The organism is Cognatiyoonia sp. IB215446 (assembly GCF_033963825.1).
Lineage (GTDB): Bacteria > Pseudomonadota > Alphaproteobacteria > Rhodobacterales > Rhodobacteraceae > Yoonia.
Genome location: NZ_JAXBMD010000001.1, coordinates 147,501 through 162,170, shown reverse-complemented (window position 1 = coordinate 162,170; position 14,670 = coordinate 147,501). Strand labels below are relative to the sequence as shown.

At 54.1% G+C, this 14,670-nt stretch carries 12 protein-coding genes, 1 tRNA gene, 2 rRNA genes and 1 pseudogene (1 of these 16 cut by a window edge); 8 read left to right on the top strand and 8 right to left on the bottom strand.

The window, feature by feature from the left end:
- Positions 1 to 20 precede the first annotated feature (20 nt).
- Positions 21 to 578 (bottom strand): recombinase family protein, encoded by a 558-nt coding sequence (locus SLH49_RS00855; RefSeq protein ID WP_320267284.1) that lies wholly within the window; start codon positions 576 to 578, stop codon positions 21 to 23.
- Positions 579 to 1,345: 767 nt separating this feature from the next.
- Here SLH49_RS00855 and SLH49_RS00850 point away from each other — a divergent pair.
- Both SLH49_RS00850 and SLH49_RS00845 read left to right on the top strand, forming a co-directional pair.
- Positions 1,346 to 1,681: a PadR family transcriptional regulator gene (locus tag SLH49_RS00850; protein ID WP_320267283.1), complete on the top strand. Its 336-nt coding sequence runs from the start codon at positions 1,346 to 1,348 to the stop codon at positions 1,679 to 1,681.
- 91 nt (positions 1,682 to 1,772) lie between these two features.
- Entirely contained in the window at positions 1,773 to 2,006 is a 234-nt protein-coding gene (locus SLH49_RS00845) for a hypothetical protein (protein WP_320267282.1), read from the top strand.
- 269 nt (positions 2,007 to 2,275) lie between these two features.
- On the opposite strand, the gene SLH49_RS00840 is transcribed toward SLH49_RS00845, so the two are convergent.
- Complete coding sequence (locus SLH49_RS00840) at positions 2,276 to 2,479, bottom strand: hypothetical protein (RefSeq protein WP_320267281.1); 204 nt, start codon at positions 2,477 to 2,479, stop codon at positions 2,276 to 2,278.
- Positions 2,480 to 3,480: 1,001 nt separating this feature from the next.
- On the opposite strand from SLH49_RS00840, the gene SLH49_RS00835 reads away from it, so the two are divergent.
- The 3 genes from SLH49_RS00835 to SLH49_RS00825 are packed head-to-tail and all read left to right on the top strand — an operon-like array spanning position 3,481 to position 6,253.
- Positions 3,481 to 4,032, top strand: coding sequence for a hypothetical protein (locus SLH49_RS00835; protein ID WP_320267280.1), 552 nt, complete (start codon positions 3,481 to 3,483; stop codon positions 4,030 to 4,032).
- Positions 4,029 to 5,783 (top strand): DNA polymerase, encoded by a 1,755-nt coding sequence (locus SLH49_RS00830; protein ID WP_320267279.1) that lies wholly within the window; start codon positions 4,029 to 4,031, stop codon positions 5,781 to 5,783. The genes SLH49_RS00835 and SLH49_RS00830 overlap by 4 nt, the downstream gene beginning before the upstream one ends.
- Positions 5,783 to 6,253 (top strand): hypothetical protein, encoded by a 471-nt coding sequence (locus tag SLH49_RS00825; protein ID WP_320267278.1) that lies wholly within the window; start codon positions 5,783 to 5,785, stop codon positions 6,251 to 6,253. The genes SLH49_RS00830 and SLH49_RS00825 overlap by 1 nt, the downstream gene beginning before the upstream one ends.
- Before the next feature lie 10 nt (positions 6,254 to 6,263).
- Here the strand turns inward: SLH49_RS00825 and SLH49_RS00820 are convergent, their stop codons facing one another.
- Entirely contained in the window at positions 6,264 to 6,866 is a 603-nt protein-coding gene (locus SLH49_RS00820; RefSeq protein WP_320267277.1) for a hypothetical protein, read from the bottom strand.
- Between the two features lie 356 nt (positions 6,867 to 7,222).
- Between SLH49_RS00820 and SLH49_RS00815 the strand changes: the two genes are divergently transcribed.
- The 3 genes and pseudogenes from SLH49_RS00815 to SLH49_RS22300 form a co-directional block, all read left to right on the top strand.
- Complete coding sequence (locus tag SLH49_RS00815; RefSeq protein ID WP_320267276.1) at positions 7,223 to 7,654, top strand: helix-turn-helix transcriptional regulator; 432 nt, start codon at positions 7,223 to 7,225, stop codon at positions 7,652 to 7,654.
- Between the two features lie 185 nt (positions 7,655 to 7,839).
- Positions 7,840 to 8,010, top strand: coding sequence for a hypothetical protein (locus tag SLH49_RS00810; protein WP_320267275.1), 171 nt, complete (start codon positions 7,840 to 7,842; stop codon positions 8,008 to 8,010).
- Positions 8,007 to 9,062 (top strand): annotated as a pseudogene (locus SLH49_RS22300) (recombinase family protein); the annotation flags it as partial. The gene SLH49_RS00810 and the pseudogene SLH49_RS22300, both read left to right, overlap by 4 nt.
- A 21-nt stretch (positions 9,063 to 9,083) precedes the next feature.
- Here the strand turns inward: SLH49_RS22300 and SLH49_RS00805 are convergent.
- From SLH49_RS00805 to SLH49_RS00785, 5 genes are all read right to left on the bottom strand, one after another.
- A complete protein-coding gene (locus SLH49_RS00805) occupies positions 9,084 to 9,458 on the bottom strand; it encodes a hypothetical protein (RefSeq protein ID WP_320267274.1) in 375 nt (124 codons plus the stop codon).
- Positions 9,459 to 9,585: 127 nt separating this feature from the next.
- Positions 9,586 to 9,662 (bottom strand) — tRNA-Met (locus SLH49_RS00800).
- 89 nt (positions 9,663 to 9,751) lie between these two features.
- Entirely contained in the window at positions 9,752 to 11,695 is a 1,944-nt protein-coding gene (locus tag SLH49_RS00795) for a calcineurin-like phosphoesterase C-terminal domain-containing protein (protein WP_320267273.1), read from the bottom strand.
- Positions 11,696 to 11,870: 175 nt separating this feature from the next.
- Positions 11,871 to 11,985 (bottom strand): 5S ribosomal RNA (gene rrf / locus SLH49_RS00790).
- A gap of 104 nt (positions 11,986 to 12,089) precedes the next feature.
- Positions 12,090 to 14,670: ribosomal RNA gene (locus tag SLH49_RS00785) — 23S ribosomal RNA — on the bottom strand; it runs 253 nt beyond the window's last position.

Below are 14,670 nucleotides of genomic sequence, written 5' to 3'. Positions count from 1 at the left end.
AGTTCAGCAGCCCAGGTCGCCTATGCCATCATTTGTCTTAGGTGCCGGTACACTGACGCCCGTCCAATTCTCATCTTCTTAGCAATTGCAGTTGCGCCGAGCCCTTGTTCCTTCAGTCTGTTGACCTGCTCAGCATCTATGCTGACTGGACGACCTTTATACTTTTCTGGGTGCTGAGCCTTTGCACGGGCGATACCCTCGGCCTGCCTGGCCTTCGCAATGTTTCGCTCCCACTGTGCAAACGCGGCCAACATGTGCAGTTGGAGCCGGGCCAACGGATCGTCGTCATCTCTGGAGAACTTCAGCCGTTCAGACATAAACTCAACCGCAACACCCTTTGTGTTCAGTTCCTCGACGATGTTCAGGAGGTCACGGATGTCACGACCCAATCGGTCCAGTGAATGAACCACCACGCAGTCGCCCTCACGGCAGAATGTGAGCATTTCTTGCAGACCAGGCCGATCCCTGGATGCACCTGTCAGCTTATCTTCAAAGACTTTTTCGATGCCGGGTGCATCAACAAGCTGGCGGTCCAGGTTCTGATCAGTCGTACTCACTCTGCGGTAGGCTACGCGCATCAATCCTCCTCGGTGTCTCGAATGGTTCTAAGCCATTAATCGGATTCGTCTCATAAGTCAAAGTAGTACCCTAATGAGACGTTCTGGGTGTCTCACTTTGATGGACCATGTTGGCTTACCCAACCGAGACAATCCCAAGTAGGTTGTGATGTCTCTTTCCGTTCTTTAGCCGACAACATCGTCAGGAAAATGATTGAGCCGAACGGTTCCAACAGCCGCCGTTCAAGCAATGTGTAGTTAGTGCTACAGAAGGGCCCCAGAGTTACTGATGCTGTATGGCGCACAAATGTCGGCAGTGAGCGCAACGTGGCGAGTACATCCGCCTATGCGAACCTCAGTTATCGAGTGTGAGACCCGGTAAAGCCAACGGGTCGCATTTCGTGGGTCAGCTAGTTAGCCCTGAATAACTAACTATTTTATACGTATAATTGAAATAGTATACATTTTGTACTATTTATCCCATGTCGGTGAGGGCGGGTCGTGGCTTTTGCGAAGGCAGGGTCCGCCCTCATCGACGTAACCGAACGGCGCATCGGGCCGTGGTCTCAGAAAGCCCCCGGCCCGACGCGCGGTTCCTATCCAACCGAAAGGAAAGGACATCATGTCTTATATCTACATGTATAGCTGCCCCTGCATTGGTGCACGCAGCGGCATTGTCGGAGGTGACCCTCCCGGCAGTCATCCCAAAGCGATCACAGCTTGGAAGAACAGAACCGATAAAACAGAGTTTCGGGTCTGGTTTCGTTCACCCAGTGGTGACGGGGACTATGCCTGTCGACACTAAAAACATCAACGCGATGCTTCCTGAGAAGGTTCCCGGTGGAGCGTTTGGGATGTTCATCCTTGCGGCAATCAATCGCCTCAATGAGGACGCCTATGGCGCAAAAATCGCGAAACTGCTTGTGGAGCACGGAAGATCGGCACCAACGCCCAGAGTTTACCAGAATCTGGCGCAACTAGAAGAAGCCGGACTTCTCACGTCGCAAACCCATACTGGTGATGGACCTCGTGTTCGTGGAAAGCCTGCGAGAGTTTACTCTCTTACAGACTCAGCCAAATCCATCATTCAGTTCTTCCTGGCGGACACGAGTAAGGCGACATGAGTCGCAGGCGCAACGCATGGAGGTCCATATGGCCCCACGGGTTACGCCGCCCACACGCGAAGAAGTCCGCCCACCAGGGCTGGCTAGGTGGATGGTCAAGCATTCACTGCGTTCGAGAGAACGTGAAGAAGGGCTTGCTGCCTTTGAAGATGAATTTGCCGACCACCTAGCAGAAACGGGTGATTTGCAGGTTGCACGCGCCATGGCGCTACGCATCGGATGGGAAAGTCTACAGCAAGCATACAAACCCCTAATAGATATCAGCATGTACGTGCTGGCGCTGTTAGGTGTGATTTTGGCGGCGGCGGCGCTGTTGATGATGTAAGTCTTGTACTGCACATCAGGGTTTCGGTCTCCTCCACGAAAATTCAAAAGCCGCCGGACCCCTCCCGGCGGCTTTTTAGCATCGCAAGCCACGTATACGTTTCTCCCACCGGCGATATCCGATGCGAACCGCGCGACGGTAAGGTGTCAACGGTCATGAAGCTTGGCGGTTGAGATCACGCGAAGTATCACGACCAACAGCCGACCTCGGTTGTCAAAGCAGTGCGTCCTTTATAGCGAACGAGGCGGGCAGTTGCGGTGCTTGAGCTATCAACGCACATCTTTGTACTGCTGATGTCCACTGCAATCATCTATCGCCCGCTGTCCGATCTCGCTTTCTTCCACTTCGTCATTGACCAGCCTTTCGAGTGCTTCTGTAACGACCTGCCCCATTGTTTGTTTGGTTTGTGCGGCATAGATTTTGGCGTCCCATAGGACATCCTCGTTGATGTTACGGATTGATGTTTTGTTCATGGTGTTTGTCCCTAGTGTTTGCTGACCTTGCACTGGTATTTAGAGTTCTGGTGTCTGGATTGTGGGACGTTGTGGTCTAGCTGGACGCGTCGGACGCGGGTAATCTGTACGTCGTGCTGTTGCGGATTGTGTGCCGGAACGGATTGCGATGAACCCTCCCGATATTGGGTTGGTCCCTTCCCGTTGGTGGGGACCTGTACAGTATTGTTATAGGTATAGATAATGTGACTGGTATGACTGACTGGGTATGATGTGGGTATTCCAGTTGATGTATCTGGGTATCTCTTTGTGATTGCCCCGGTCATTGCGGATAGTGGTCACCCCCCAAGCAGGTGTATGACTGAATTGTTTGCCCGTCTGATCGGACCCGCCCGTACGCTGATCTTTCCCACATTCATGCCATCATTGATGTCGGAATATGCCTGAGCGCGATCCTGGTGGCCTGTGGCTGTGTAATAATTTGCACCGGGTGTATCGGGTGCGGCAGGCCCTGTAGTGAGCCTGTACGAGCGTTATTTTGACGTGCTGACTTGGGGCAGGACTGCAAGGCTTTGGAGCTTCCACTCTGAGCTGCCGACCGTGCTGAGGGATATCCTGCCACAGTATGCATTGCTGACCTGCATCAGTGCATCTGACGCTGATTCCGACGCCGCTCTTCTTCAGAAACCTATATTTTACTGGGTGTTTTGTGCGCCATGTCGGAAATGTGGGTCCTGTGGGACGCGGATGGATAAATACGGGTGTGGGTGAGGATGTGGCAATTTTTGGGGTGTGTCACTTGCAATCCGATCATGCTGCTCTCATGTAGTTGTGAGTGGGCCGCATTCTTGCCCGCGTTTTGCGCTGTCACGGTGGCCGATATAGGGGTCGCTTGGTGATGCAGGGTCGTACTTGCACAGCGTACCAATGACATCGGTGATCGTCTGGGCTGCGTGAGCGGTCTCTTTTGGGTCGTCTTGTCGTTGGATTTAGAAACGCATGGCAAGAAGGATACCCCACTCATGCAAAACACATTTGATCCGTCCCAGTTCAAGCTGGACACATTGGTTGACCCGACGCTGGTCACAGAAACCCTACTGACGAATATCCCGGTCCAGAAACCGAACCGTCAGCAGTTCATCAGGACGCATCCTGATCCTGCATACACCTATGACGCCGCGATCCTGCCTTATGATGGGGAGAGCTATCTGGTTGCGGGGGCGATGCTGCCTGCACTGGACGGGGAATACCGTGCTGTACGGTTGCAACTGTCCATCGCACGTGGTGGTTTGGTGCCGTTCCTGTGGCCGTTGAACCTGCCCGGTGGGGATGGTCGCCCGAACATGTGGAACGAATCTGCGATGATGTCCGCGCGGAAAGCGCAGGATGCGTGGGTGCGTGTGATGTCTGATCAGGCGCAGGGCATGTATATCACCCGTGAGGCCAAGGGGATCGAGGATGAACCTCAGTGGCCAGAAAAGCCCATGGTGGAGCTTCTGGGGATTGCCTTTGACGGCAAGACGATCACGGAGATTGAGCATCCTGTGGTGCGCCGGTTGATGGGGTACGCATGATGGAGGGTGTGGTAATACCAGCCACCTATGATCGGTTTGCCACGATCTGGGTTGTAGATACGGAGTTTGTCGCCCGTGATGGGGACCGTCCTGATCCTGTGTGTGTAGTGGCTCAGGAGCTTCGGAGTGGGCGTGAAGAACGGGTGTGGTTGGGGACTAGTCCAGCGCACCCGATCAGGCCGATCCCATGTCCATATGATCTGGGTGATGATGCGCTGTTTGTGTCGTTCACGGCGTCAGCGGAACTTGGTGTGCATTTGGCACAAGGTTGGGCCATGCCATGCAATGTCCTTGATCTATACGTGGAGCATCTGCGGATCACCAATGGCCGGGATCGTCCATGTGGCACGAGCCTGTTGGGTGTCATGGCGTCTTACGGAATTGGGTCGATGTCGGCGGGTGTGAAAGATGCCTGTCGTGATCTGATCATGGTAGGTGGTCCATGGGATGCACAGGATCAGATCCGCATCTTGGATTACTGTGCTGAAGATGTTGTTGGTACGTGTGATCTGTTTGGGCGGATGGTGGCACTGGATCACATTGATCTGGATCGCGCACTGGTACGTGGTCGGTATATGGCTGCGGTTGCACGGATGGAATGGGCGGGCATTCCGATGGATCACGCCGGACTGGCGAATATTCTGGATCATCGTGATGAGGTGCGGGATAGGCTGATCACGCAGGTAGATGCAGATTACGGTGTCTACACAGGTCACAAGTTTAATGTGGGCGCGTTCCAATGGTACCTGATGCCGGAAGGGATTGCGTGGCCACGCCTGCCATCGGGCAGGCTGAAACTTGATGATGATACGTTCAAGGACCGTGCATCTGCATATCCGCAATTGCAGCCTTTGTATGAGTTGCGCCGAAGCCTGTCAGGGTTGCAGACCAACCGTCTTCAGATCGGGAGAGATGGTCGCAACCGTGCAGCCTTGATGCCTTTTGCGTGGAAGACGGGGCGTAACCAACCATCGAACAGCCGGTTCATCTTTGGTCAGTCTGCATGGTGGCGGAGTTTTATCCGTGCTGATGTTGGTTGTGGTCTGGCCTATCTGGATTGGGATCAACAGGAGTTCGGAATCGCAGCGGCTTTGTCCGGGGATGAAGCGATGAAGGCGGCGTACCAGTCTGGTGATCCGTATCTGGCCTTTGCTAAGCAAGCAGGTGCGGTCCCTGAGGATGGGACCAAGGATAGTCATCCATCTGAGCGCGATATGTTCAAAGCCTGTGTGTTGGCCGTGCAATATGGAATGGGTGCGGAAGCTTTGGGTGGTCGGATTGACCAGCCTGCCATTGCAGCCCAGGACCTGCTGTTGCTGCATCGTCGCACATACCACCAGTTCTGGTCATGGTCTGACCAGATGTTGGAAACAGCGTTGATGCGGGGGTGGATTGAAACTGTGTTTGGGTGGCGGTGTCATTTGCCTGTGCAACCGAATGACAGGTCGATCCGCAACTTCCCGATGCAGGCCAATGGCGCGGAAATGCTGCGTCTGGCCTGTATCAACGCGACTGAAGCTGGGATTGAGGTTTGTGCGCCGGTGCATGATGCGGTGCTGATCCATGGACCACTAGGCCGTCTGGATGCCGACATTGATCAAATGAAAGAGATTATGACGGAGGCATCCCGTGTGGTGTTGGACGGGTTCGCAATCACGGCAGGTGTCGAACAGGTGTGTCATCACCCAGATCGGTTCATGGACAAACGCGGTGCAGGGTTGTGGTCCTATTTGTCGCAGTGGGCTGCGTGATGAGAGAGGTGCTTGATCTGAGCCTGTTCGCCTTGCCTAAGACCCTGGACGACTCCTGTTCCTCTTTGACTACCAAACAACCTGTTCCACCGTCATCGACCATGACATCTGTGGATCAGCAAATCCATGGTGGGGAGTTCCTGGCGGGGCCGATCCGTATGGAATGGATTGAAGCGGCGGCTAGATTGCCGGGGGCGGCGTTGCCTGTGGCGCTGCTGGTACGTCACTTATACGTCCTGCGCGGGCAGGACTGGGTAGTTCTGAGCAATGCTGCCGTGAAACGCTTTAGCGTGTCATCCAGCGCTAAGGGCCGTGCTGTCGAGGTTCTAGAAGAGGCTGGCTTGATTGAAGTTCAGGATCGGCGTGCTGGTCGTGCGTACCGTGTGCGGCCTATTGGGGACAGTTTGCGGGCTATTCGCCGACTACGAACTGATCCAACAGAAAACCAAAACCGGATAACGCAGCCTTGACGTGGTGGGCCTAGCTATTGGGCAAATGCGTGATGTTGATGCTGTCATAGTCCACGATGCTGTGCCTATTCCCGTCGAGGTCCCCAGGGCGGTAGATACCTATCCGCAATGACGGTTGCCCGCACTGGAAGCCGACACCAAATGCGGTCTCCCGCAGTACGGGCACACCATCGATCTGCACGGCCAAACGCATTGGCTCACCAGTGTAGAACTGTGCAGTCACCTGATGCCACGCACCGTCCAGCACATCGTTACTGATGAACTGACTATGTTGGCGTGTGTTGCCTGTACCAGGCCCCAGTTCGAACTTGATGCGGGCTCTGGGACCACGAGTGGTGTCCCACTGGCCGATCTTGGCCATGACAGGAACAGCGCTCGTGGGGCAGTCTTTGATCTGGAAAAACGTCTCATCTACGCGAGTCTGATCGAAGCCCTGGAGGAAACGCACATTGAAGCTGAGTTCATAGTCACCAGGTTCTGGTGAGAACGCTGGGCCCCGCCACTCTGCCCGTTCTGAGTAGGGTTTGTTGAACCGTTGGCTATGAGCCGTATCGTTGTCTGTGGGGCAATTGCCAATGTCACCATCGCGTAGCTGGAACCGAAGAAAGCGCATTCCGTCCTCTTCGATCCACTTCACGGAGTCTGATCGTGGAGGCGCACAGTTTGGCCGACCAGACCAGTTCCAGTCTGTATCGGTATCAGCCGTCTGCACGTTGCCGTCTGACCCTGGCAGCAAAGACATCAAGCCGACGATAAGTGTGACCGAAACATGATACCCAACTTTTGCTGCTACCAATGAGACCTCCAGAGATGACGGGTTTTGCCAGTTGACGCCTTTTTGCGGCGCACTCTGCATAATACAGACCATAAAATGTCATACTTTGTCGAAGTATGCCATATGGTGTGACTGCACCTATCGACGAAAGTTGGCCAATATGACCGTCACACTAACCAGCAAGTCAGAAGACTATGGCCCCAGTCGTTCCGAACAACATTGCCAAGTTCCGCAAGACTCTCGACATGTCTCAAGAAACACTCGCCGGAAGGCTCGGTATCTCGGTGACCCAGCTATCTCGACTAGAACGGGGGCGTTCGTCCTTGACTCAACATCGAATGGTTCAGTTAACAGAGCTTTTTGGTGTGGAGCCACACGCCTTGTTCAACGATGCCAAGACTAGGGAGCAGCTTGACTTGGATGTGATGCGGGACGTGATCGTTCAACTAGACGAGATGTTACACAGGCTGGAGATCACGTTGACACCTGAGCAACGGGGCGACCTAACCGTTGAACTCTATCGGCTTGAAACACATGGTCTGGAAGACGGTGATCTTGCAGAACATCAAGTCGATATCAGGCGCTTCGAGGGAATGGTTCGGGCACTTGGGGCTACTAGCCCTTGATATTACTAAGACGGTTCTTATGTCCTGTGCACCGCGATGTTCCCTTGCCTAGATCGAAGATCAGGGCCGAACCACGGATAGGTAATACAACAATGTAGTCGGCATGGTATTTGCTGAACCTTTTCGTGCGCATCCACAACAGGTCGTGAGGGTGGAAAACTCAGGCCACAATTGTGGGTCTGATCATGGAATCCCAAAATACATTGGCGGAAGTAAGCCGCCACAACACTACCAACGAAATGAACTCTGCGCTGCTCGACGAAGCGTTGACACTGCTTAGCCGGTTGTTGGGCCGACAAGCGGCATTGGACTTCGTACGTAACCCTGACATTCTGATCGAGGGAGATGCAGAATGACTCGTTGCGCAATCTACTGTCGTTACTCGACCGACATGCAAAGTGATAGCTCTCTCGTGGACCAGGAACGGGAAGCACGGGAATATGCTGAGAAGCAGGGCTGGAATGTCGTAGAGGTCTATGCTGACGCAGCCATGAGTGGCGGCTCCACACGGCGACCCCAGTTTGAAGCGATGAAAGCTGACGCCGATCTGGGTAACTTCGACGTTGTGCTGGCTGAATCTCTGGACAGGCTGTCTCGTAATCTGGCTGACATCTCACAACTGCACGATGAGCTTAGCTTTGCCGGTGTCGGCCTGTTTACCATTCAATATGGTGAGATGAATAAAATGTTGGTGGGATTTCTAGGAACCATCGCAGATAATTTTGTCGATGACTTGCGGAGAAAAGTGCAGCGCGGACAGCGTGGTCGCATCTTGGATGGTAAAGTAGCTGGTGGCGTAAGCTACGGCTACACGGTCGGTTCACCAGGCGAACGTTCCATTGATCCAGAGCAAGCTGTGATCATCAACCGCATCTTTTCCATGTACGCAGATGGGGTCAGCCCACGCACGATTGCCAAAGTCTTGAACGATGAAGGCGTGACAGGCCCGACGGGCTCAGTCTGGAAAGACACTACTATTCGCGGTCAACGTGATCGTGGTACGGGCATTCTGAACAACGAAGCCTACATCGGCAGGCTTGTTTATGGCCGGACGGAATACAAGAAGAACCCCAAGACTGGGAAGCGTGTCTCAAGAATCCAACCAGAAGAGAACTGGACGATCACGGAAGTGCCAGAACTCAGGATTATTGATGATGAGTTGTGGCAAAGGGTCAAAGAGCAGCAAGAGAACAACACACTCGCCATGCCGAGAGACAGCGATGACAACGCTTTGAACCGCAAACATCGCAAAGTACATCCGCTGTCTGGTGTGTTGACGTGCGGCGTTTGTGGCGGCCTTTTGGCGATCACAGCCAAGGATCGTTATGGTTGCTCAGCTTATCGTGCTTCCAAGACCTGCACCAACAAGAAGACAATCCTGCGCTCTGAGGTCGAAGAGCGGGTCTTCGAGGGTCTTCGCACTGGTCTGTTAAACTCGGAGTATTTGGACCACTTCACCGCTGAGTTTCAGAAGGAAGTGGACAGGCTCCGTAAAACAACCGCATCCGAACTGGGCTTGAAGAAGAGACGACTTGCCAAAGTGACCGGTCAGATTGAGCGGATCATCGAACACATCGTGAATGGCACCGACACAAAGAGTATCACCAATAAGCTGGTCGCACTGGAAGCCGAAAAGGACTCGCTGGAAGCCGAGGTGGCACAGTATGAGGAGAAGAACACGATCATCCCGATCCGTAACATCGGGCAAGTTTACCGCACCAAGATCAGGCAACTTACAGACGGTCTGAGTGATGATGCCCTTCGCCAACGAGCCATTCATGCCATCCAAGACTTGATCGATCATATCAAGGTAACCCCAACAAACACTGGGTTTGATGTTGAGTTGCACGGTGAACTGGGGGCGATCATGGAAATGGTGGATGAGAACGAACGACGCCCCGCAGGTATTTCTGCGGGGCGTTCGTTGTCGGTGGTTGCGGGAGCAGGATTTGAACCTGCGACCTTCAGGTTATGAGCCTGACGAGCTACCGGGCTGCTCCATCCCGCGCCAAGTTTTGGTGGTTTAAAAGGAGTCGCCGGGGACTACAAGCCCCCGGCGATGGGAAACTTTAAGAAACTGTCACAAAAATTACCTCGCTATTCGTCTTCCCAAAAGGATGCCTGCCAAGTCATTTGCGGAAGCTCGGCGACCACCTCAAACGGAATCGTATCTTCAAAGATGCGGCCATGTGGATCGACCACATGCACGTGCAATTGATGCGCGCCCACGGGCAAATCGGTGGGCAGATCCGCACGCCAAAGGTGTTGACTGCTATCCGTCAGCATCCAGCGCTGGAACGGGCCGGGCACGCCCTGCCAGATGGAACCCTGCCACATGCTGAACCCAGCGGTTTCTTCACCACCATCAACCGATTGCGCCGCGACACGGCCTTGCGTGGCCTGCTGCGCAAGTGCGAGCGGGTCGGCGAATTCAACGCCGCGGTTCTTTGCTTCGCCCGTGCCGGACTGAGTGCGAGTCGCAACAATTGTGTCCATGTCATTGATCTGAACGGTCACCATTGTCCGACCCGCACCGTTCCAGACATTGATCGCGGCCCAGGTCCCATCAGCAAGGTCTTCTTGCGTGATCATGTACATATCGCCCAGATCGTTGCGTGTGACGGGTGGCGTCTGGTCAAAACTGCTCCCATAAAGATCGCGGTAAGCAATCAACCGTTCTGCCCATTCACGGAACCGGGGAGTGTTGAAGGACGCGTGGAATTGCTCGTTCTCTTCGCCGTTAAAGGTTTTGTAGGTATCCACGTAGTCGCTGCCATTGAAATCAAGCTGGTAATAGCCGCGCGGACTACCAAGTCGTTGGGTCGCATGTGGCACGCCATCATCATTCAGATCACCAGCCCACCAACTGCCCGATAAGGCACCGGCGACAATCTGGTGGAAGGGTGCGGGCCCTACATTTGTGTTTTCCTCCCAGCCTTCGAAATATTCGCCGGCCTCAATGTTTTCGGTCGTGTGTGTGTGACCAGCGAGACCGAGCACGGGACGATCACCGAGAACGGCGACAAGTTCATCGAGATTATCGGTCTGATGCTTGGCGGCCGTGTTATCGGTAAAGGTTTGGAAAGGGATATGCGCCGTCATGACGATCAGCTTGTCTTCGGGCACATTGGCAAGATCGTTCGCCAGCCATTCCAGCTGCCGCCCGGTGATCACACCGTTGTAGGTGTGGTTACGGTCCGTGGCACAGAAGGGATGTTCATCGACGCCGTTGCAGGGGTAACGGACATTGTCCAGGCCCACGAAATGCACGTTGCCGATGTCAGCCGACCAGTATTCCGGGCCCCATTCACGGCGGAATGTGTCAAAGCTGTGCTGGTCGGTTTCGGCATCAAAGTCGATGTCGTGATTGCCGCCCACGAAATACGTCGGCACGCCACCCACCGCGATAATGTTCTTGAACCGCGGATAGAGCGACAGGTCATCCCCCATCACGTCGCCTGCAAAGATCAGGCACTCGGTTTCGGAATTATCGCGCGTGGCCAGCAGCTTCCCTGCAGTTTCGCGTACATAGGTCACTTCCTGATTGGTATATGACTGTGCATCACCAAAGACGAGGCAGCTGAAACTGTCGCCCACATTGTCTTCAATCAGGGGGAAGTTGATCGCTTCAGGAAGTGGGCCGGTTGCTGGAATCCCGCCGAAGCGCAACGGTGGCGAGCCCTCGACCTTATGCACGTAAGCGAATTGCGGGACCATGTCAGCGCTGACCGGGGTGATATGGGTCGAAGGTTTGGTGATAAAGAGGTTCATGTCGTCATAGGCGGGCAGTTCGTAAGTCCCGTCCTGGGCGGTCAAAACAACCTCGCGCCCGTTTGAGACCTGAACGCCCGCAATGCCGACCTCGCCCGGATCAAGCGTGGAGTTGCGGTTTGCATCCAGAAAAACGGTGCCCCGCGCGGTGTCACCACCGTCGCCCGCACCGCGCACCACGTCTACTTGTCCGATGTAACTACTGTCTTTGGCAGAGGCGGCGCTGCAGGTGATCAGCAGCACAGCCGTTGCATTCAAAAGCGTCTTCATGACGAGACCTCCGATTACTGAGGCCGTCACGGTCGCGTGACTTTGTAAATGCTGGCAGACCATTGCATGACGTTCATGCAACAGGTTTGTGACGCAGGTCGTTATGTTGGGAATAAGTCATCGTCAGAGAGATACATGTCGAAACCATGGCTTCGACAGAGATGTTCCTTATTAGATTTGGCGGTGACTTACTCTCCCACGTCTTAAGACGCAGTACCATCAGCGCTGTGGCACTTAACGGCCGAGTTCGGGATGGGATCGGGTGTTTTGCTCACGCTATGACCACCAAATCAAATAAAGAACATCTCCGGTGAATGCCGAAACATTCACCGTTGTTCCAAGTCTGCACATCTACATGTGTGCACTTGTTCTTCCAGTCTTACTATTACTGGATCAAATCAAGCCTATCGAGCAATTAGTACCAGTCAACTGAACGTATCACTACGCTTACATCTCTGGCCTATCGACGAAGTGGTCTACTTCGGCTCTCAGGGATACCTTGTTTTGAGGGGGGCTTCCCGCTTAGATGCCTTCAGCGGTTATCCTGTCCGATCATAGCTACCCTGCACTGCCGTTGGCACGACAACAGGTCCACCAGTGGATCGTTCACCCCGGTCCTCTCGTACTAGGGGCAACTCCTCTCAAGTATCCTACACCCACGGAAGATAGGGACCGAACTGTCTCACGACGTTCTAAACCCAGCTCACGTACCTCTTTAAACGGCGAACAGCCGTACCCTTGGGACCTGCTCCAGCCCCAGGATGAGATGAGCCGACATCGAGGTGCCAAACGGTGCCGTCGATATGGACTCTTGGGCACCATCAGCCTGTTATCCCCAGCGTACCTTTTATCCGTTGAGCGATGGCCCTTCCACTCGGGACCACCGGATCACTATGGCCGTCTTTCGACTCTGCTCGACTTGTCAGTCTCGCAGTCAGGCTGGCTTCTGCCATTGCACTCAACGAGCGATTTCCGACCGCTCTGAGCCAACCTTCGCGCGCCTCCGTTACGATTTGGGAGGCGACCGCCCCAGTCAAACTACCCACCACGCAGGGTCCCGGACCCGGATAACGGGCCGCGGTTAGACATCAAGCAGAATAAGGGTGGTATCTCAAGGGAGGCTCCACGATGACTGGCGTCACCGCTTCAAAGCCTACCACCTATCCTGCACATACTGTGCCTGATGCCAATGCGAAGCTGTAGTAAAGGTGCATGGGGTCTTTCCGTCTAACCGCGGGTATCCTGCATCTTGACAGGAAATTCAATTTCGCTGAGTCCACATTTGAGACAGCGGGGAAGTCGTTACGCCATTCGTGCAGGTCGGAACTTACCCGACAAGGAATTTCGCTACCTTAGGACCGTTATAGTTACGGCCGCCGTTTACCTGGGCTTCAATTCGGAGCTTGCACTCCTCCTTTTAACCTTCAGGCACCGGGCAGGCGTCAGACCCTATACGTCGTCTTGCGACTTCGCAGAGCCCTGTGTTTTTAGTAAACAGTCGCCACCCCCTGGTTTGTGCCCCCGCCCAATAGTTGCCTACTAAGCGGGCCTCCTTCTCGCGAACTTACGGAGGTATTTTGCCGAGTTCCTTAAATGTGGTTCTCTCAAGCGCCTTGGTATTCTCTACCAGTCCACCTGTGTCGGTTTAGGGTACGATCTCATGGAGGGCTATTTCCAGGAACCTCTCAACGGCCCGACCAATCCGATAAGGTCGAACAATCTTCGAGATCCGTCACATCCTCCTGGCCCAGGAATATTAACCTGGTTCCCATCGACTACGCCTTTCGGCCTCGCCTTAGGGGTCGGCTTACCCTGCTCAGATTAGCTTTAAGCAGGAACCCTTGGACTTTCGGCGACAGGGTCTCTCACCCTGTTTGTCGCTACTCATGTCATCATTCTCACTAGTGATCTCTCCACCGGATCCCTCACAGGCCGGCTTCATCGAAAACTCCAAATATCCATCACAACGGTCGAAACCGCTGATATGGATAGGAGTTATGTCACACTACGCTCTGCTACCATGCACTACGTGCATCCTAGACTTCGGCTCATGGCTTGAGCCCCGTTACATCTTCGCCGCAGGACAACTTATTTAGACCAGTGAGCTGTTACGCTATCTTTAAAGGATGGCTGCTTCTAAGCCAACCTCCTGGTTGTTTTGGTCGTCCCACCTGCTTTCCCACTTAGCCATGAATTAGGGGCCTTAGTCGTAGGTCAGGGTTGTTTCCCTCTCCACAACGGACGTTAGCACCCGCTGTGTGTCTGCCAGATAGTACTCCTCGGTATTCGGAGTTTGGTTAGGATCAGTAAGGCGGTGAGCCCCCATTACCCATCCAGTGCTCTACCCCCGAGGGTATTCGTCTGACGCTCTACCTAAATAGATTTCGCAGAGAACCAGCTATCTCCGAGTTTGATTGGCCTTTCACCCCTAGGCACACCTCATCCCGACCTTTTTCAACAGGTGTGGGTTCGGACCTCCAGTTGGTGTTACCCAACCTTCATCCTGGACATGCCTAGATCACTCGGTTTCGGGTCTAATGCATCTAACTCAGTCGCCCTATTCAGACTCGCTTTCGCTGCGCCTACACCTAACGGCTTAAGCTTGCTAGATACACTAAGTCGATGACCCATTATACAAAAGGTACGCTGTCAGGCCTCAAGGGCCCTCCAACTGATTGTAGGCGTTCGGTTTCAGGGACTGTTTCACTCCCCTCGTCGGGGTGCTTTTCACCTTTCCCTCACGGTACTGGTTCGCTATCGGTCAGTAAGGAGTACTTAGCCTTCGAAGGTGGTCCTCCGATGTTCAGACAGGATTTCACGTGTCCCGCCCTACTTAATACGTCCAATCGTGCTTCATATACGGGGCTGTCACCCACTATGGCTGTGCTTCCCAACACATTCTATTCACACTCATGGCTCGGCTGGTCCCCGTTCGCTCGCCGCTACTAGGGGAGTATCTGTTGATTTCCTTTCCT

Bases quoted from the DNA above. Each gene is read 5' to 3' on its own strand.
- SLH49_RS00850 (WP_320267283.1), top strand. From the start codon at position 1,346: ATGCCTGTCGACACTAAAAACATCAACGCGATGCTTCCTGAGAAGGTT.
- SLH49_RS00855 (WP_320267284.1), bottom strand. From the start codon at position 578: ATGCGCGTAGCCTACCGCAGAGTGAGTACGACTGATCAGAACCTGGAC.
- SLH49_RS00840 (WP_320267281.1), bottom strand. From the start codon at position 2,479: ATGAACAAAACATCAATCCGTAACATCAACGAGGATGTCCTATGGGAC.
- SLH49_RS00805 (WP_320267274.1), bottom strand. From the start codon at position 9,458: ATGATCGATCAAGTCTTGGATGGCATGAATGGCTCGTTGGCGAAGGGC.
- SLH49_RS00825 (WP_320267278.1), top strand. From the start codon at position 5,783: ATGAGAGAGGTGCTTGATCTGAGCCTGTTCGCCTTGCCTAAGACCCTG.
- SLH49_RS00835 (WP_320267280.1), top strand. From the start codon at position 3,481: ATGCAAAACACATTTGATCCGTCCCAGTTCAAGCTGGACACATTGGTT.
- SLH49_RS00830 (WP_320267279.1), top strand. From the start codon at position 4,029: ATGATGGAGGGTGTGGTAATACCAGCCACCTATGATCGGTTTGCCACG.
- SLH49_RS00795 (WP_320267273.1), bottom strand. From the start codon at position 11,695: ATGAAGACGCTTTTGAATGCAACGGCTGTGCTGCTGATCACCTGCAGC.
- SLH49_RS00820 (WP_320267277.1), bottom strand. From the start codon at position 6,866: ATGCGCTTTCTTCGGTTCCAGCTACGCGATGGTGACATTGGCAATTGC.
- SLH49_RS00845 (WP_320267282.1), top strand. From the start codon at position 1,773: ATGGTCAAGCATTCACTGCGTTCGAGAGAACGTGAAGAAGGGCTTGCT.
- SLH49_RS00810 (WP_320267275.1), top strand. From the start codon at position 7,840: ATGGAATCCCAAAATACATTGGCGGAAGTAAGCCGCCACAACACTACC.
- SLH49_RS00815 (WP_320267276.1), top strand. From the start codon at position 7,223: ATGGCCCCAGTCGTTCCGAACAACATTGCCAAGTTCCGCAAGACTCTC.